The sequence below is a fragment of the Pseudomonas sp. X10 genome, from assembly GCF_054889225.1.
In genome coordinates, this window is sequence record NZ_CM142677.1 from 1,386,887 (window position 1) to 1,406,028 (window position 19,142).

The following is a 19,142-nucleotide window of genomic DNA, read 5'->3' on the forward strand; positions in this document are numbered from 1 at the left end:
AGTTACCCTGCAGAACTTAGAAATGAGCATTCGTGCTGAATGTTGATTTCTGACTTTTGTCAGATCGTTCTTTAAAAATTCGGATATGTGATAGAAAGATAGACTGTGAACCACTTTCACTGGTGGTGAACAGGCTAAGGTAAAATTTGTGAGTTGCTCTCATGAGCAAGCATGCGAATTTTCGGCGAATGTCGTCTTCACAGTATAACCAGATTGCTTGGGGTTATATGGTCAAGTGAAGAAGCGCATACGGTGGATGCCTTGGCAGTCAGAGGCGATGAAAGACGTGGTAGCCTGCGATAAGCTTCGGGGAGTCGGCAAACAGACTTTGATCCGGAGATCTCTGAATGGGGGAACCCACTCAGCACAAGCTGAGTATCTTGTACTGAATACATAGGTGCAAGAGGCGAACCAGGGGAACTGAAACATCTAAGTACCCTGAGGAAAAGAAATCAACCGAGATTCCCTTAGTAGTGGCGAGCGAACGGGGATTAGCCCTTAAGTGGCTTTGAGATTAGCGGAACGCTCTGGAAAGTGCGGCCATAGTGGGTGATAGCCCTGTACGCGAAAATCTCTTAGTCATGAAATCGAGTAGGACGGAGCACGAGAAACTTTGTCTGAACATGGGGGGACCATCCTCCAAGGCTAAATACTACTGACTGACCGATAGTGAACCAGTACCGTGAGGGAAAGGCGAAAAGAACCCCGGAGAGGGGAGTGAAATAGAACCTGAAACCGTATGCGTACAAGCAGTGGGAGCCTACTTTGTTAGGTGACTGCGTACCTTTTGTATAATGGGTCAGCGACTTATATTCAGTGGCGAGCTTAACCGAATAGGGGAGGCGTAGCGAAAGCGAGTCTTAATAGGGCGTTTAGTCGCTGGGTATAGACCCGAAACCGGGCGATCTATCCATGGGCAGGTTGAAGGTTAGGTAACACTGACTGGAGGACCGAACCGACTACCGTTGAAAAGTTAGCGGATGACCTGTGGATCGGAGTGAAAGGCTAATCAAGCTCGGAGATAGCTGGTTCTCCTCGAAAGCTATTTAGGTAGCGCCTCATGTATCACTCCAGGGGGTAGAGCACTGTTTCGGCTAGGGGGTCATCCCGACTTACCAAACCGATGCAAACTCCGAATACCTGGAAGTGCCGAGCATGGGAGACACACGGCGGGTGCTAACGTCCGTCGTGAAAAGGGAAACAACCCAGACCGTCAGCTAAGGTCCCAAAGTCATGGTTAAGTGGGAAACGATGTGGGAAGGCTTAGACAGCTAGGAGGTTGGCTTAGAAGCAGCCATCCTTTAAAGAAAGCGTAATAGCTCACTAGTCGAGTCGGCCTGCGCGGAAGATGTAACGGGGCTCAAACCATGCACCGAAGCTACGGGTATCACTTAGGTGATGCGGTAGAGGAGCGTTCTGTAAGCCTGTGAAGGTGAGTTGAGAAGCTTGCTGGAGGTATCAGAAGTGCGAATGCTGACATGAGTAACGACAATGGGTGTGAAAAACACCCACGCCGAAAGACCAAGGTTTCCTGCGCAACGTTAATCGACGCAGGGTTAGTCGGTCCCTAAGGCGAGGCTGAAAAGCGTAGTCGATGGAAAACAGGTTAATATTCCTGTACTTCCGGTTATTGCGATGGAGGGACGGAGAAGGCTAGGCCAGCTTGGCGTTGGTTGTCCAAGTTTAAGGTGGTAGGCCGAGATCTTAGGTAAATCCGGGATCTCAAGGCCGAGAGCTGATGACGAGTTGCCTTTAGGCGACGAAGTGGTTGATGCCATGCTTCCAAGAAAAGCTTCTAAGCTTCAGATAACCGGGAACCGTACCCCAAACCGACACAGGTGGTTGGGTAGAGAATACCAAGGCGCTTGAGAGAACTCGGGTGAAGGAACTAGGCAAAATGGCACCGTAACTTCGGGAGAAGGTGCGCCGGTGAGGGTGAAGGACTTGCTCCGTAAGCCCATGCCGGTCGAAGATACCAGGCCGCTGCGACTGTTTATTAAAAACACAGCACTCTGCAAACACGAAAGTGGACGTATAGGGTGTGACGCCTGCCCGGTGCCGGAAGGTTAATTGATGGGGTTAGCTAACGCGAAGCTCTTGATCGAAGCCCCGGTAAACGGCGGCCGTAACTATAACGGTCCTAAGGTAGCGAAATTCCTTGTCGGGTAAGTTCCGACCTGCACGAATGGCGTAACGATGGCGGCGCTGTCTCCACCCGAGACTCAGTGAAATTGAAATCGCTGTGAAGATGCAGTGTATCCGCGGCTAGACGGAAAGACCCCGTGAACCTTTACTATAGCTTTGCACTGGACTTTGAATTTGCTTGTGTAGGATAGGTGGGAGGCTTTGAAGCGTGGACGCCAGTTCGCGTGGAGCCATCCTTGAAATACCACCCTGGCAACTTTGAGGTTCTAACTCAGGTCCGTCATCCGGATCGAGGACAGTGTATGGTGGGTAGTTTGACTGGGGCGGTCTCCTCCCAAAGAGTAACGGAGGAGTACGAAGGTGCGCTCAGACCGGTCGGAAATCGGTCGCAGAGTATAAAGGCAAAAGCGCGCTTGACTGCGAGACAGACACGTCGAGCAGGTACGAAAGTAGGTCTTAGTGATCCGGTGGTTCTGTATGGAAGGGCCATCGCTCAACGGATAAAAGGTACTCCGGGGATAACAGGCTGATACCGCCCAAGAGTTCATATCGACGGCGGTGTTTGGCACCTCGATGTCGGCTCATCACATCCTGGGGCTGAAGCCGGTCCCAAGGGTATGGCTGTTCGCCATTTAAAGTGGTACGCGAGCTGGGTTTAGAACGTCGTGAGACAGTTCGGTCCCTATCTGCCGTGGACGTTTGAGATTTGAGAGGGGCTGCTCCTAGTACGAGAGGACCGGAGTGGACGAACCTCTGGTGTTCCGGTTGTCACGCCAGTGGCATTGCCGGGTAGCTATGTTCGGAAGAGATAACCGCTGAAAGCATCTAAGCGGGAAACTTGCCTCAAGATGAGATCTCACTGGAGCCTTGAGCTCCCTGAAGGGCCGTCGAAGACTACGACGTTGATAGGTCGGGTGTGTAAGCGCTGTGAGGCGTTGAGCTAACCGATACTAATTGCCCGTGAGGCTTGACCATATAACACCCAAGCAATTTGCTGACGCAGATGGCGGTGGTGAAGACGCAACAGCCGAAGATTCGCAAGACCACAAATGCACATATCCGAATTGACTGGAGTGTCCAACAGGACGTTCTGGTAACAGAATTTCTTGACGACCATAGAGCATTGGAACCACCTGATCCCATCCCGAACTCAGCAGTGAAACGATGCATCGCCGATGGTAGTGTGGGGTTTCCCCATGTGAGAGTAGGTCATCGTCAAGATTCATTTCGCAAAACCCCTATCTGCGCGAGCAGGTAGGGGTTTTGTCTTTTCCGGGGTTTGAAGGGCAGGGCTGCACCCACAGGTGCCGAGCTGGTCTGCCTCTGTGGGAGCGGCCTTGTGTCGCGATGGGCCGCGCAGCGGCCCCCCTAGCAGGACATAAAAGCCTCGCGGCCCTGTCCATGATCCGGCTGCGTAGAACTCGCCCTACATTGGTTCTCCACTCAAGCCGTTCTCCTAAAGAACAGGGCACAGGCAGAGGGCATGATTGCCCTTTCATGCTTTATTGGATGTTTCCTTCACGGCTATAGGATCTGCCTGACTGTCATGTATGGCTGAAGGCCAGCTTAACTGGTGTCCTTCCAATCATGACAAGAAGGACGTCCTCCATGTCTGCACCGTTCCTCTCCCTAGCCCATGTCGCTGTAATCCAGACTGATCTGCAGACAACGCGATGTCCTGTATCCGGTCTCCTCATCCCGAGGACGTGCTGATGGACAATTCCCTGCAGCCTTTTCGCCATAGCATTCTTCCTCAACTCCTGCTGTGCATGTCCATATCGGTGTTCTCCGTCGTGGTCATCGAAGTGGCTAGCGGCCGGGCCCATTACTGGCTTGGTCTGTGGCCCAATTACACCCATATGCTCCTGAACATCAACGAGCCGCTTGCACGTTTGCGCTGGATCCTCGGTGACATCAGCGAGGTCACCTTCTACAAGCATGAGCTACCGGCGCTGGGTCTACTCATCGGGGCCTGGCTGGCCCATTGGGCCCAGCGCAGTGGTCGTTGCTGGCAAGGCTTTGCCCTCTGCTATGGGAGCGGCCTGTGGCCCTGGTTGATCACCAGCTCGTTGCTTGGTCTTCTGCTCAGTCATGTCCTATGGGGCTGGACGCTGCGCAGTGGTATCTGGCAGCCGACCTATGTTGCTTTTGTTTCCCTGCCAGCGGCTATGGTGTTGCTGTTCCGGGGCGGTTGGAGGGTAACGGTCAGTGGCGCTGTGCTTGGTGCGGTGCTGGTGACGCCGACGAGCCTGCTACTGGTCAATTATTTGTGTTATCCCCTGGGGATCCCCACGGTGATCGGTAATGTCGGCGGCATGGCATTGGCCAGTTCAGCCGCCTTCGTATTGTGCAAGCGCTTTCCGATAATGGTCCGCTCCCGGCAAGATGCTTGCAACGCATGCAGGCCTGATAGGCCTGTTATCCGCACGCCGGACTACGGTTTCCTCTGGACACTGCGCAGGGTGCTGGCCGACTTCAGCGAAGCCCTGTTCCTTGGCAATGAGTTGGCCAGCCTCGGCCTGCTGTTGGGCGTGTTGGCAGCTTACGTGCTGTCCCCCGCCAGCCCGGCCTATGGGTCGCAATTGGTGCTGGAGATCGTCGGCGGCCAGGCACTGGCCTCGTTGATCGGCGTGCTGGCCTGGCGTAGGCAGTGGATGCGCTGGGGTTGGTACCCGACCTACATTCCAATGGTATCCGTCGTCCCAGCCGCAGTGCTGAGCCTGGGTGGCAGTTGGCAGGTGATATTGCTCAGCGCCAGCCTCGGTGCGCTGATCGCACCTCCACTGGCCGTTGCCATCAACCTGAGGCTGCCGGACTACATGCATGTCTATGTCGGCAGTGTGTCATCCATGGCGTTGAGTACCCTGGTCATCGTACCTATGGTCGGCCTGATGGTCGGCGCGAGCGCTTAGCTGGCGAACGAGTGCAACGGGCACCGTTGATCTGTTCATTGCACAAAATCTGGACGCCGCCACCAGCATGCGCGAGCCTTTGCAGAAGCATTATCGGTGCCGTTCCGCGCTACTGCATTTTCGACAATGGCGTCACCTCGATCCTGCAGACCATGACCATGCCGTAGGGGTGCGACAATAGCGCCGCTTAATGAACGTGACTTTGTCGAGCCTTGCCTGCGTCAAGGCTTTATCTGTGGCGCGCTGCTAGCCACTGGGCAGACCGACTTCAGTGCACCACCGCGCTGATCAAACTGGATTCACCACCGCAATATCACTTGAGGTAGCAAGCAAGATGGCCAAGGCCGCCGATGTCGTTGTGCAATGCCTGGAAAACGAAGGTGTCGAGTATGTGTTCGGCATTCCCGGCGAGGAAAACCTCGACCTGCTGGAGTCCCTGCGTAAGTCGAAGATCAAGCTGGTGCTGACTCGCCACGAGCAGTCCGCTGGCTTCATGGCTGCCACCTACGGCCGTCTCACCGGCAAGACCGGCGTTAGCCTGTCGACCCTCGGTCCGGGCGCGACCAACCTGGTCACCGCCGGCGCCTACGCCTACCTGGGCGGCATGCCGATGTTGATGATCACCGGCCAGAAGCCGATCAAGAAGTCCAAGCAAGGCCGCTTCCAGATCCTCGACGTGGTCGGCATGATGCAGCCGTTGACCAAGTACACCCACCAACTGGCTTCGGCGGACAACATCCCGTCGCGCGTGCGTGAGGCCTTCCGCTTGGCCGAGGAAGAGAAGCCCGGCGCTGTGCACCTGGAGCTGCCGGAAGATATCGCCGCCGAACAGACCGACAGCCTGCCGATCCCGCCGAGCCTTCACCGCCGTCCGTTGGCCGAGCACAAGGCCATCGAAGCCGCGGTCGAGAAACTGCAGACCGCACGCAGTCCGATCCTGGTTATCGGCGCCGGCGCCAACCGCAAGATGACCGCCAAGGTCCTCAAACAACTGATCGATAAGACCGGCATTCCTTTCGTCACCACGCAGATGGGCAAGGGCGTGGTCGACGAGCGTCACCCGCGCTTCCTTGGCAACGCCGCGTTGTCGGCCGGTGACTTCGTCCACCGCGCCGTCGAGGCTGCCGACCTGATCGTCAACATCGGCCACGACGTGATCGAGAAGCCACCGTTCTTCATGGTCCGTGGTGGCACCGAAGTCATTCACATCAACTTCCGCTCTGCTGAAGTAGATCCGGTGTATTTCCCGCAGGTCGAAGTGATCGGCGACATCGCCAACGCCGTGTGGCAGATCGGCGAAGCCATGACCGACACCTCGCACTGGGACTTCACCCGGCTGATGGCCATCCGTGAAGCCAACGAATCGCAGATCGCCGAAGGTGCCGACGACGACCGCTTCCCGGTCTACCCCCAGCGCCTGGTCGCCGACATCCGCCGCGCCCTCCCGTCCGAAGGCATCGTCGCCTTGGACAACGGCATCTACAAGATCTGGTTCGCCCGCAACTACAAGGCCCACAAGCCCAACACTGTGCTGCTGGACAACGCCTTGGCGACCATGGGCGCTGGCCTGCCGTCTGCCATGGCCGCGCACCTGGTGTATCCGGACCGCCCGGTGATCTCGGTGTGCGGCGACGGCGGCTTCATGATGAATAGCCAGGAGCTGGAAACCGCAGTGCGTCTGGGCATGCACTTGACTGTGGTGATCCTGCGTGACGACGGCTACGGCATGATCCGCTGGAAGCAGGCCAACATGGGCTTCGCCGACTACGGCCTGGACTACGGCAACCCCGACTTCGTGCAATACGCCGAAGCCTACGGCGCCAAGGGCCACCGCGTGGAAAGCGCCGAAGGCTTCCTGCCGTTGCTCGAGCACTGCATCAAGACCCCGGGCGTGCACGTGATCGACTGCCCGGTCGATTACTCGGAGAACGACCGCATCCTCAACGTCGAGTTGCGTGAGCGCGCCCTCGCTGTCTGAGCATTGAACTGATCGCGGGGCAAGCCCGCTTTCACAACGGCCCTGCTTGCGGGGCTGGGGTGAGGGAGGACTTGCCCCGCGATTGCATCTGCATCTCCTGACAACACCTCCTCAAGCCTGAAAACGGTCTTTGGGCGCCCTAGATATGTAGCAACGCTGATGATTCAGCCATTATCACGCTCCGCTCTCAACACCACTGGTATCTATTTGCAAGAAGGGCAGTTGAACGAACAGAACGAACCGGTTTTGTTGATGTGGCGTAATCCTGAGGGCACGACACCCCCACCGATATCGACCCTGCAGGCTGTCTATGACAAATGGCATTGTTTTGTTGGACGAATGACCGAGAAGATTGCCGCTGTTTATGGCACTGAGTCTTGGGAGATGTTGTGGGCTGCGATCGTCGATCGATATCACCAGCTATCGTTTCGCGACTTGGTTCGCCTGCCTTCCATCGCAGTATGGGATGAAGCGACCCCTGGAGACTTTGGTGGGTTGGGGATGACTGATGAAGAGTCAGTGGATCGTGTCCCGAGGGGGCGATCATCGAAGGGCTGCCCCGCTACTCACGCACGCCCAGGATGCGCACCGTGTTGCCCGAGCCTGTCTAGACAAGGTTCACAGGTCGATATCGACAGCTTCCTGCCAGCCGCGTATTAGGCGGCAAGGTGTCATCAGACATGAATCAGAGGCTGCGGAGTAGCCGTAGGAACCCGAATCGCTCTCAGCCCCACGGTTGTCTGTCGGGGGCAGGTACTTTTCACGGGCGGCTGTCCTCGCTTCATCCGCTGTTGTGCTAGGGTGCTCGCAGATTTCTCCCTATGGATACCTGCCCCATGCACCTCCCGCTAACCGAAAAAGAACTGGACCGTCTCGAAGACCTGCTGATCAAGTACGGCAATGACTATTCCGTGTTGAATGTGGCGGAGCTCAACGGCTTCTTTACTGCCTTGGCCAGTTCCGTGAACGCCGTCCTGCCTGAGCAGTGGTTGCCTGTCGCCAGTGGCGGCAAGGTGCCCAAGTTCAAGAGCCCGGCCGAGCAGGAGGCCTACACTGCCCTGATGCTGCGCTACTACGGCCAGGTGACCGATGAGTTGTCCGGTGATCCCGATAATTTCGAACCGCTGTTCGAAGAGTCGGAAACCGAGGATGGTCCGGTGGTCGTTATGGAGGAGTGGTGCTTCGGTTACATGCGCGGCGTGCAGGTGGCCGGCTGGACTGAGCTACCGCTCGAACAGGCCGAGTACCTGAGTGCCATTTCCCTACATGGTTTTGAAGACAACTTCGAACGGCTCGACTCGATGACGCCGGAAGAGTTGGAGGCCTGCGTGCCGCAGGTGATCGAGGCGGCGCGTAGCCTCTATCGCTATCAGAAGCAGCAGTCGCACTGAGCACAAGGGGGCGGTTTCAGCTTTTTATTTCGCTAGGCGAAATTATGGATTGCTGACCGCGCGGATTCTGTTGGAGGACGAATGAGGGCAGCATGATCTCATCAGTACGGGCATTGGCTCGTTGCTGACTTCATCCTCTGAGGAGCCGAGATCATGCCCCAAGCCATCAAATTCTATAATTTTCCGCGGTCCGGCCATGCCCATCGCGTCGAGCTGATGCTGTCGCTACTGAACCTGCCCAGCGAACAGGTGTTCGTCGACTTGGCCAAGGGCGTGCACAAGCAAGCCGATTTCCTCGCCCTCAACCCCTTCGGCCAGGTGCCGGTGATCGACGACAACGGCACCATTGTCAGCGACTCCAACGCTATCCTCGTGTATCTCGCGAAAACCTATGACGACGACGGTCGCTGGCTGCCCGAGGAGCCGCTCGCCGCGGCACGGGTGCAACGCTGGCTGTCGGTCGCTGCCGGGCCGGTCGCCTATGGGCCTGCCGCCGCCCGCCTGGTCACGGTGTTTGGTGCTTCCTTCAATACCGATGAGGTGATTGGTCGCGCCCACACTTTGCTCAAGGTCGTGGACGATGAGCTGGGCAAGACGCCATTCCTGGCAGGCGACGCGGTCACTATCGCCGACGTCGCCAACTACTCCTACATCGCCCACGCGCCGGAAGGCAACGTGTCGCTGGAGCCGTACCCCAATGTGCGCGCCTGGCTGGCGCGGATAGAGGCGCTGCCCGGCTTTGTGTCGATGCCGCGCACTGCCGTGGGCCTGCAGAGCGCGGGCTGACCTGAACCACGCCATGCGAGGAATGTCGCCATGCACCAGCTCCCATCGCCCTGGCACGCCGGCGAGAAAAGGCTGCAGGAAAAGGTTGGTGTCGCGGAGCGCATGGAAGTGTTCGGGCAGAAGGTCATCCGCGACTACATGCCTGACCAACACCGCGAGTTCTATCATCAGTTGCCGTTCCTGGTCGCAGGTAGCGTGGACCCGGACGGCAAGCCTTGGGCGACGTTGCTCGAAGGCCCGGAAGGCTTCGTCCGCTCGCCTGATCCGCGGCAGTTGGTGATCGTCACCGATCTCGTCGCCGATGACCCGGCCACGCCGGGGCTGGCTGCCGGTGGTGCCATCGGGCTACTCGGGATCGAACTGCACACCCGGCGGCGCAATCGCCTCAATGGCCTGATCTCTCAGGTCAACGGCGGCCAGTTGGCGGTGACGGTGGAGCAGTCGTTTGGCAATTGCCCGCAGTACATCCAGCGGCGCGACTACATCCGGGTCGATGAGCCAGCCCAGGGGCGCATTGACTCTGTGGATCTGGATGCCGACACCATCGCCATGATCGAAAGCGCCGACACCTTCTTCGTCGCCAGCTACGTCGAGCACGACGATGGCCTGCGCTCGGTGGACGTGTCCCACCGCGGTGGCCGGCCGGGGTTTATCAAGGTCGAGGGCAATCGCCTGACTATCCCCGACTATGCCGGCAACCTGCATTTCAATACCCTCGGCAACTTGCTGGTGAACCCCGTGGCGGGCTTGTTGTTCATCGACTTCACCAGCGGCAACGTGCTGCAACTGTTTGGGCGAACCGAGGTGGCTCTCGACAGCCCATTGATCGCGGCTTTCGAGGGCGCCGAGCGGCTCTGGACGCTGGAAGTCGAGCAAGTGGTGTTTCGTCCGGCCGCGGTGTCGCTGCGCTGGGCCTTCCAGGAATATGCCCCGACCAGCTTGATGACCGGCACCTGGGCTGAGGCCGAGCAGCGCTTGCAACAGCGCGAACGCCAGCGCCAATGGTTGGCCTGGCGCGTGGTGCGCATCGATCAGGAGAGTCGCGAGATCCGCTCGTTCTACCTGCAGCCCGAGGACGGTACGCCGGTGAGCTTCGCCCCGGGCCAGCATCTCCCCGTGCGCCTGCAGCTTGAGGGGGAGAAGCCGTTGATCCGTACCTACAGCCTTTCCAGTGCTCCGTCCGATGACTGCCTGCGTATCAGCGTCAAGGCGCAGGGGCCGGCGTCGCGGCACCTTCATGAGTACCTGAAAGTCGGCGACTGTCTAGACGTACGCCGGCCTATGGGTAACTTCATCCTCGATCAGCAGAGCCTGCGGCCGATCGTGTTGATTGGCGCGGGCGTCGGCATCACGCCACTGATCGCTATGCTCCGGGAGCAACTGAGCAGCGGACAGGGGCGCCGTATCCATCTGTTTCATGGCGGACGCTCGCTGGCCGATCTGCCGTTTCAAGAGGAACTCGCCATGCTGAGGCAGCAAGCCGGTGGCCTGCTGAGCCTCCATCGGGCCTTGAGCCAGCCTGAAGATCAGGCGGTGCAAGGCCGCGACTATGAGTTCGCCAGCCGCCTCGGTATCGATCAGATCAAGGCCACGCTGGCCCTGGACGACTACGACTTCTACCTGTGCGGCCCGGCCAGCTTTACCCAGGACTTGTACGAAGGCCTGCGCGGCGTGCACGTACCCGACGCGCGCATCCACGCCGAAGCCTTCGGCCCCTCGACCCTGCGGCGCCATACCGATGACAATCAGTCCACGCTGCAACAGCCACCTGCGGCCACCGAGCCGGTGCCGGTGTACTTCGCCAGTTCCGCCAAGGAGGCCCGTTGGTCCCCCGACAGCGGTACTCTGCTGGAGCTTGCTGAAAGTCGCGGCCTGTCCCCGGACTTCAGCTGCCGTGGCGGCTCCTGCGGCACTTGCGTGACCAGGTTGGTCAGTGGTCAGGTCCATTACCCGAACCCGCCCGCCGAACTGCCGGACAGCGGCAGCGTGTTGATTTGCTGTGCCGTCCCGGCCCAGGGTGAGGAGGGCGCGCAACCGCTGGTGCTGGAGCTGTAGTCCCGTCACTGGAATAATCGACCGACCATAACCACAGGGGCGCGGCATGGACCAGATCCACCTGATGAAGGTGTTCGTCGCGGTCGGCGAGTTGGAAAGCTTCGCCGCCGCTGCGCGCCGTCTGGGCATTTCGCCAGCGGCGGTGACCCGAGCTGTCAGCGCCCTCGAAGAACAGCTCGGGGTCAAGCTGCTGCTGCGCACTACCCGCAGTGTGCGTCTGACCGAGGCCGGCGGCCGTTACCTGGAAGACACCCGGCATATCCTCGCCAGCATCATCGAGGCCAACGAAGCGGCCGCCGGTATCAATGCCGCGCCCAAAGGCGCCCTAGCGGTGACCGCGCCGATCCTGTTCGGCAAGAAGTTCGTCATGCCCTGCATCGTTCGCTACCTGCAGCAGTATCCCGAGGTGGACGTGTCCGCCTACTTCCTTGACCGTGTGGTGAACCTGGTGGAGGAGGGCATGGACGTCGCGGTGCGCATCGGCCAGCTCCCCGACTCCGGCCTCAAGGCGCTGCGCGTGGGGACGATGCGCCGCCTACTGTGTGCCTCGCCCGAGTACCTGGAGCGCCACGGTACACCGCGTCATCCGTCCGAGCTGCAAGGGCACGCGATCATCGCCACCGGTAACCTTTCGCCGCGCACTGACTGGCGCTTTGGCGCCCTCGACGACCCTACCCTGATCCGTATGAAGCCGCGCCTTACAGTCACCAGCAACGACGCCGCCATCGCCGCCACCTGTGCTGGGCTTGGCATTGCGCGGTTGCTGTCCTACCAGGTGGCGGACGAGTTGGCGACTGGGCGGTTGCAGGTGATCCTGGCCGAGTACGAGGAAGCACCGTGGCCGATCCATGTGCTGCATCGGGAGAGCAAGTACGGGTCAACCAAGGTACGGACGTTCATCGATATGCTGGCGGAGCATCTGCGGGGGCAGGGGCATTTGAGTTGAGGCGGGAGACCGACCACCCCGCCATAGGCAGCGATATTCAGAACCTCAGCGATCCCCTACGCGATGCAGGCTTCTGGCTGCTGCGGCATTACTGCTTGATAAGAAACCTACCTACTAGTAGGATAATTTCGTGGTGCTAATGCGTACCTGAATTATTGCTCCTTATGCTCCTATGGCGGCACTTCTTCGTTTTGCATCTGCGCTATGTTGGCTTTCGAACTGCCGACCGTTCCTTTTTTGTCTTCGAATTCTACCAATTGGTAGATAAGGGTTGCTGTGTGTGGCCAGCATCACGGATATCCAACCCTTGTCCTCCGGCACCGTCACCACGGTGTTTATCTTTTGCCAGTTATCTTTCGAGAGGTAATCCCATGACGCCGTCCATCTCACCTCTAGGCGTTGTCCATACCGCTATCAGCTTGGTTCCGGTTATTGCGGGCCTCTACAGCTTTGCGCGTTATCGTATGATCGATACGGCGACGCGCTCCGGGCGGGTCTATCTCATAGGCTTGGTGTTGTCAGTCATCACATCCTTCGGCGTATCAAGAACAGGTGGCCTGAATGCCGGGCATGCGTTTGGCCTCGTGATTCTTCTCGTAGCTTTTGGCGCCATATTCGTCACCAAGTTGACCTTCCTGGGCAGGCTCCGACCGTATTTGTCCGTATTCGGACTCTCTTTCAGCTTCTTCCTGTCACTGGTTCCTGGCACAAACGAAACTCTGGTCCGCGTGCCGCCCTCGCACCCGCTGGCCGATGCCCCTCTGGCCCCCGTTGTCTTGAACATATTGCTGATCTGGTTCGTACTTTTCATCGTGGGATTTGCCGCGCAATGCTGGTTGATCCATTCGCGCAATAGGCGTGTGGTGCGCATATAGAAATCGATAAGTCTCGTCGTTACCTCAGAACGCCTCCAAAGATGCGGTTCTCGTACCGCACTTGTCGGATGGCGACTGGGGTTTCTATCGAATCGTGGGAGACGTGGTACTGGTTCGATGCGGGATCTAATAGCTCATTTATTCGCGCGGGGAATGTTATGAAGTCGCTTGAATCGCCTGATCTAGAAAGCAGATTACGCACCATAGAAGACAAACTCGCGATCTACGAACTCATCGCGGCTCATCCGTCGAGCGCGGACACTGGTGCAGACGATTACACGATCTCGGTATATCTCGCGGATGGTGTATTCGATCGCGGCCCGAGCTTGGATGGTGCGAAGGGCGCGGAGAATATTGCAGCCTTCATCCGCAGGCCGGAGCATGATGAGGCTATTGGCGGAGGACTCGCTCATTTCGCTGGCCTGCCGCTTATCGATCTTCGGGGCGACATAGCCATTGTGACGTCCTATCTCATGATCGTTCACTTGGATCATGAGGGGGCGCCACGCGAATTGCCCAATCATGGTTTTTCGTCGGGATATCGGATCCATCGCGTCGTAGTGAACCGCTGGGAGCTGGAGCGTTGTGACGGTCGCTGGAAGATTGCCAAGCGCACCCTGCTACCTGTAGACGGATCGGAGGGCCATCAAGCATTGCTTCGCCGGGGCCTGGGCGAGCTTTTCTTGAAAGAGTAGGTGTCCGTTGATCAACCTCGTGTGGGGGCCGTCAGCACTTTGTTGACTCTGCGTTGATCACCATCCACACGCCGATCAGGGAAACGACCGTACCAAGTGCAATCTGCCATGAGAGTGGGTCGCCAAACATCGCCCATGCCCACACCAGGGTAACCGCGGGGCTGAGATACAGGATGCTCGCAACGCGGGTGGGAGTAGAGCGCTTCAGGCACATCCAGTAGAGCCCGTAGCCACCAAGGCTGGAGAGCAGCGCCGTCCACAGCACGCTCATGGCGAAGCCTGGCGTCGGTAACGGAGCCAATCCGCCTTCCATACTCGCGAGCCCGGCGAAGATCACGCTGGAGGCGCAGCAGTGAAGCCAAAGATTCGGCAACAGTCCAATGCTGGCCGCCGCCTTCGAGTGCTTCTGCCAGAGGGTCGCCGCCGCCAACGACAGCATGCCGAGCAAGGGCAGCGCGTAGGCCCACAACGGGGCGTGCCCCAGGCCCAGGGCATTGGCGGTAACCAGCAGCACTCCCGTCAAACCGATCGTCAATCCGCCCCAGGTGCGCAGGACCAGCCGCTGTCCCAGCAACCCGGCAGAAAGCGCGGCGACACCCAAGGGCAGCAAGTCCGCCAGCAACGCGGCAAGGCCCGCTGGAACGCCCAGTGCGATGCCCTGCACGACACCAGCCAGATATCCCGCCATGGCCAACAGGCCGCTGCCTGCGGTATGCAACAAGGCCCGTGGTGACGCTCGGAGCAGAGAGCGCCAGACGAATGGCATGAGGATAAGCATGACGGCAATGCAGCGCCAGAATACGACCAGCATCGGTGGCGCCTGATCGATGGAGAAACGCGCGCCGATGAAGCCGGAGCTCCAGGCGAACACCAGCCCGACTTCCAAGAGAGGGAGAGGGAGGGTAGCGGGCCAGACAACGCTGTTTGAGGACAGGCTCATGACGGTTTCCGACGATAGAGACATGAGCACAGACTACGAATTGGAGCTAATCTAATAAATCAAAATTACTGGAATTACTTGTTCGGAATTTATGAACGATGAGTGGCATTCTGGATATTGAGTTGCTCCGCACCTTCCACGCCGTCTCCCGTAGCGGTCGCTTCAAGGCGGCGGCCGAGCAACTGCACAAGAGCCCGGCCGCCATCAGCGTGCACATACAACGGTTGGAAAGCATCGTGGGCGGACGCCTGCTGGAGCGCGACAACCAGTCGGTCTCCCTCACGGCGCTCGGCAGGCGGCTGCTGCTCTCTACCACGGAGCTGCTCCACACCCATGACCGGGTGCTGTCTGAACTGCAGGGCACAGGCGTGACGGGACGAATTCGCCTGGGTGTGCCGGATGAGTATGCTGACCACGTTATTCGCGACATCCTGCCCATTTTCGTCGAACAGCGACCGAACGTGGTGTTGGAGGTCAAGACAGGACCCAGCCTCACGCTACGCGATCAGGTCCGTCGCGGAAGGCTTCATGCAGCGGTGGCTGTGGTGCCCAAAGGGCAGCCGGTGGACGGGCAGAAACTGCTGGTTAGCACCACGCCAGTGTGGGTCGGCGCAGCGAACGGTCCATCGGTTCTGGCCGACCCGCTTCCCCTGGCGCTCTACGCGGCGGAGTGCCCCTACCGTGAGGCGATGCTGAGCGCCCTTCGAAACAGCGGACGGAAATGGCGCGTCGTGCTGGACAGCCCGTCCAGCCAGGCGGTGAAGGCATGCGTGGAGACGGGCATGGCGATCACCCTGTTGGACCGCTCGCGTGTCACCGGTCGGATGGTGATACTGGCAGGATTACCCGAGACTGCCGAGCACGACGTCGTGTTCCTCACGTTCACCCAGGGCCAGTTGGAAGAGCCGGCCGAGTTGCTTTCAGCGATTATTGGACAGTATTTCAGGCTCTAGTGGCCTGGGCGTCAGCCCGGCCCAGCGCTCAGCCATCCGTGGAGCGGGTAGTGGTTTCCCAAGCGGCTATTTCCTCCTCGAGCGCCCCGAGCTTCTGGCGCACCAGGCCGAGGGCGTCGCTGCCCAGCAACAGGTGAGCGGGTGGATTCTTCGAACCGATCGCCTCCAGCATGGCACGGGCCGCTTTCTTCGGGTCGCCAAGTTGCTTGCCGCTTTTTTCCTGGCGTGCCTTGCGCACGGGATCGAAGATCGCATCATAGTCGGCGATGCTACGAGGGCTTCGCACCATGGAGCGGCCGGCCCAGTCCGTGCGGAAGGAGCCGGGCGCTACGGCGGTCACGGCAATGCCGAAGCTTTCGACTTCCTTGCCGATCACCTCGGAGATCCCTTCCAGCGCGAACTTGCTGCCGCAGTAGTAGGCGATGCCGGGCATGGTGATGAAACCGCCCATCGAGGTGATGTTCAGGATATGGCCGCGGCGCCGCTGGCGCATGTATGGCAATACGGCCTTCATCATCGCCACGGCACCGAACACGTTCACTTCGAACTGCCGGGTCATCTCCGACAGCGGAGACTCTTCGAGGATGCCTTCGTGGCCATAGCCGGCGCTGTTCACCAGCACATCCACCGGGCCGATGGTCCTTTCGACTTCGGCGACCACTTGGTCGATGGCCGCGAAGTCGGTCACGTCCAGCAACCGTCCGATTGCCCGTCCGGGAGCGAGGGCCTCGAGCGCGGCTTTGGCTTGCTCGCTACGAACCGTGCCTACTACACGGTGTCCATCCGCCAATGCCTCCTGGGCAAGGGCCAGGCCGAAGCCGCTGCTGGTTCCGGTGATCAACAAGGTTTTGCAGGATGACATGGTGGTGGCTCCATTACGGGGGGGATGAGCGCATAATACTTATCCGCAAGCCTCTTCCAGAGACCACATATTCTGACTTTATTGCCTAATTCTATGAGTAATGCCAAATCCGAACGCCCCGAACACAGAGGAGGGCTGAACCAGGCGCGCATGGTCGCCCTGCTCGAGGCACTGGCCCCCAGGGAGGGGTACAACCTCACTTCCCTGGCCAGTGTCCGTATTCTGAGATCGGACCGTCCCCTGGCCCGGACGCCCGTTCTCTACGATCCCGGTATCGTGATCGTATGCCAGGGCTGCAAGCGTGGGTACTTCGGCGATCAGGTCTATGTGTACGACGAGCAGCACTACCTGGCCGTCGCCGTGCCCGTTCCCTTCACCATGGAAACGGATGCGACGGCCGAGCGTCCGCTATTGGCCATCTACCTGCACCTGGATTTCCAGCTTGCCGCCGAGCTGATGATCCAGATCGACCAGCAGCAGGCGCCCTCGTCGAAGGAGGCGCCGCGGAGCATGATGTCGAGCCCTATGGATGAGTCGCTTGCTGATTCCGTCCTGCGCTTTTTGACGACGCTGAACGACCCTCTGGAGGCAACGATTCTCGGCCCCGCCTTGCTGCGCGAGCTGTATTTCCGTGTCCTGACCGGTGCCCAGGGCAATACCATGCGCGCAGCGCTGGCCATGCAAGGGCAGTTCGGCAGGATCGCCAAGGCGCTTCGGCGCATCCACACGGCCTATGCGCAGCCACTCGACCTGCCGCAACTTGCCGACGAAGCCGGCATGAGCGTGCCTTCGTTCCACAGCCACTTCAAGGCGATCACCCAGACGTCGCCCATGCAATATGTGAAATGCACCCGCCTGCATCAGGCACGTTTGCTGATCGTGCGCCAAGGCATGACCGCGCAGGCTGCTAGCCATGCCGTGGGCTATGCCAGCTCCTCGCAATTCAATCGAGAGTTCAAGCGCCTGTTCGGGCGCTCTCCCCAGGCGGAGGCCAGGCGAATGCGAGAGAACTTTGCCATTCCGCCGGCTTATGCGCAGGCGTCGTATGTGTCTTCCCATTAGGCCCTGCTGCGTGCACTCCTTCCAGCCCAGCTGATTATTTCAACGGCAAAAAAGGCTGCCAATCGGCAGCCTTCTCGATGGTCAGCCCGGACTATCAGTCCCAGCTCAAAGCACCACCCGTTTGATACTCGATCACCCGCGTCTCAAAGAAGTTCTTCTCCTTCTTCAAGTCCATGATCTCGCTCATCCATGGGAACGGGTTAGTTGTCCCCGGATACTCTTCCTTCAAGCCGATCTGGGTCAGGCGGCGGTTGGCGATGAACTTGAGGTAGTCCTCCATCATCGCCGCGTTCATGCCCAGCACGCCGCGCGGCATGGTGTCGCGGGCGTATTCGATCTCCAGCTGGGTCCCCTGCAGGATCATCTGGGTCGCCTCTTCCTTCATCGCGGCATCCCACAGGTGCGGGTTCTCGATCTTGATCTGGTTGATCACGTCGATGCCGAAGTTCAGGTGCATGGACTCGTCACGCAGGATGTACTGGAACTGCTCGGCAACACCGGTCATCTTGTTGCGGCGGCCCATGGAGAGGATCTGGGTGAAGCCGCAGTAGAAGAAGATGCCTTCCAGAACGCAGTAGTAGGCGATCAGGTTGCGCAGCAGCTCTTTGTCGGTCTCGACGGTGCCGGTGTTGAATTCCGGGTCGGAGATGGCGCGGGTGTACTTCAGGCCCCAGGCGGCCTTCTTCGCGACCGATGGGATCTCGTGGTACATGTTGAAGATCTCGCCCTCATCCATGCCCAGCGACTCGATGCAGTACTGGTAGGCGTGGGTGTGGATCGCCTCTTCGAAGGCCTGGCGCAGGATGTACTGGCGGCACTCGGGGTTGGTGATCAGGCGATACACGGCCAGGGCCAGGTTGTTGGCCACCAGGGAGTCGGCGGTGGAGAAGAAGCCGAGGTTACGCATGACGATGCGGCGCTCGTCTTCAGTCAGGCCGTCGGCGCTCTTCCACAGGGCGATGTCGGCGGTCATGTTGACCTCTTGCGGCATCCAGTGGTTGGCGCAGCCGTCGAGGTACTTCTGCCAGGCCCAGTCGTATTTGAACGGAACCAGCTGGTTGAGGTCGGCGCGGCAGTTGATCATGCGCTTTTCGTCAACGCGCACGCGGGCCGAGGAGCCTTCCAGCTCAGCCAGGCCTTCGGCGATGTCCAACTCGTCCAGGGCGGCCTTGGCGCGCTTGACCGCGTCGGAGTCGGTGGCGGTGGCGGCACGGGCTTCCTGAGCGGCGGCATCGCCAGCGCTGTCGAGCTTGTCGATGTTGGTCGCGGTGTTCTGTGCAGCGGCGCTGCCTTTGGCGGCGACTTCGCCGTCTTCTTTATCGAATTCGTCCCAGCTCAGCATGATGGGTCTCCTGCTTGAGGGCCATGTTGAAGTATGGCCGGTGGATCTTGGTTGCGGTGCTTGCGTTTGGGGTACTGCAGTGCACGCAAAATCTGATGTGCCCGGGGAGGGCGGGCCGGGGCGGTGGTGCCCCGGCTTATTGTGTTCGCTGCAGGAGGAGGGTGGTTGTGCTGGCCCTATCGCGGGCAAGCCCGCTCCTA

At 59.4% G+C, this 19,142-nt stretch carries 13 protein-coding genes and 2 rRNA genes; 12 read left to right on the top strand and 3 right to left on the bottom strand.

The genetic code is table 11. From position 1 onward, the window contains the following. Positions 1-229: 229 nt before the first annotated feature. The 10 genes from ACYU03_RS06470 (at position 230) to ACYU03_RS06515 (ending at position 13,783) form a co-directional block, all read left to right on the top strand. Positions 230-3,120, top strand: a 23S ribosomal RNA gene (locus ACYU03_RS06470). Positions 3,121-3,250: 130 nt separating this feature from the next. Beyond that, positions 3,251-3,366, top strand: a 5S ribosomal RNA gene (gene rrf, locus ACYU03_RS06475). Between the two features lie 491 nt (positions 3,367-3,857). Continuing rightward, positions 3,858-5,057 carry a hypothetical protein gene (locus ACYU03_RS06480; protein WP_461889010.1) on the top strand — a complete coding sequence of 400 codons (1,200 nt, stop codon included), beginning with the start codon at positions 3,858-3,860 and terminating at the stop codon, positions 5,055-5,057. Positions 5,058-5,391: 334 nt separating this feature from the next. Then, the gene (locus tag ACYU03_RS06485; protein ID WP_461889012.1) at positions 5,392-7,035 is read left to right on the top strand and encodes an acetolactate synthase large subunit; all 1,644 of its coding nucleotides are present in this window, start codon (positions 5,392-5,394) and stop codon (positions 7,033-7,035) included. Positions 7,036-7,871: 836 nt separating this feature from the next. After that, positions 7,872-8,426, top strand: coding sequence for a UPF0149 family protein (locus ACYU03_RS06490; protein ID WP_461889014.1), 555 nt, complete (start codon positions 7,872-7,874; stop codon positions 8,424-8,426). Between the two features lie 153 nt (positions 8,427-8,579). After that, complete coding sequence (locus ACYU03_RS06495; protein ID WP_461889016.1) at positions 8,580-9,212, top strand: glutathione S-transferase family protein; 633 nt, start codon at positions 8,580-8,582, stop codon at positions 9,210-9,212. Between the two features lie 30 nt (positions 9,213-9,242). Beyond that, positions 9,243-11,267, top strand: coding sequence for a pyridoxamine 5'-phosphate oxidase family protein (locus ACYU03_RS06500; protein ID WP_461889018.1), 2,025 nt, complete (start codon positions 9,243-9,245; stop codon positions 11,265-11,267). A 46-nt stretch (positions 11,268-11,313) separates the two neighbouring features. Beyond that, positions 11,314-12,213, top strand: coding sequence for a LysR family transcriptional regulator (locus tag ACYU03_RS06505; RefSeq protein WP_461889020.1), 900 nt, complete (start codon positions 11,314-11,316; stop codon positions 12,211-12,213). Positions 12,214-12,584: 371 nt separating this feature from the next. After that, on the top strand, positions 12,585-13,088 hold the full coding sequence (locus tag ACYU03_RS06510; RefSeq protein WP_461889022.1) for a hypothetical protein: 504 nt from the start codon (positions 12,585-12,587) through the stop codon (positions 13,086-13,088). Between the two features lie 158 nt (positions 13,089-13,246). Beyond that, positions 13,247-13,783 (top strand): nuclear transport factor 2 family protein, encoded by a 537-nt coding sequence (locus ACYU03_RS06515; protein ID WP_461889024.1) that lies wholly within the window; start codon positions 13,247-13,249, stop codon positions 13,781-13,783. A gap of 31 nt (positions 13,784-13,814) precedes the next feature. Here the strand turns inward: ACYU03_RS06515 and ACYU03_RS06520 are convergent, their stop codons facing one another. Further along, on the bottom strand, positions 13,815-14,723 hold the full coding sequence (locus ACYU03_RS06520) for a DMT family transporter (RefSeq protein ID WP_461889025.1): 909 nt from the start codon (positions 14,721-14,723) through the stop codon (positions 13,815-13,817). 98 nt (positions 14,724-14,821) lie between these two features. Between ACYU03_RS06520 and ACYU03_RS06525 the strand changes: the two genes are divergently transcribed. Further along, positions 14,822-15,676 (top strand): LysR family transcriptional regulator, encoded by an 855-nt coding sequence (locus tag ACYU03_RS06525; RefSeq protein WP_461889027.1) that lies wholly within the window; start codon positions 14,822-14,824, stop codon positions 15,674-15,676. Positions 15,677-15,704: 28 nt separating this feature from the next. On the opposite strand, the gene ACYU03_RS06530 is transcribed toward ACYU03_RS06525, so the two are convergent. Further along, on the bottom strand, positions 15,705-16,538 hold the full coding sequence (locus ACYU03_RS06530; protein WP_461889029.1) for an oxidoreductase: 834 nt from the start codon (positions 16,536-16,538) through the stop codon (positions 15,705-15,707). 93 nt (positions 16,539-16,631) lie between these two features. Between ACYU03_RS06530 and ACYU03_RS06535 the strand changes: the two genes are divergently transcribed. Then, positions 16,632-17,600 carry an AraC family transcriptional regulator gene (locus ACYU03_RS06535; protein ID WP_461889031.1) on the top strand — a complete coding sequence of 323 codons (969 nt, stop codon included), beginning with the start codon at positions 16,632-16,634 and terminating at the stop codon, positions 17,598-17,600. Positions 17,601-17,694: 94 nt separating this feature from the next. Here ACYU03_RS06535 and ACYU03_RS06540 read toward each other — a convergent pair whose 3' ends face one another. Continuing rightward, on the bottom strand, positions 17,695-18,942 hold the full coding sequence (locus tag ACYU03_RS06540; RefSeq protein ID WP_461889033.1) for a ribonucleotide-diphosphate reductase subunit beta: 1,248 nt from the start codon (positions 18,940-18,942) through the stop codon (positions 17,695-17,697). Between the last annotated feature and the right edge of the window lie 200 nt (positions 18,943-19,142).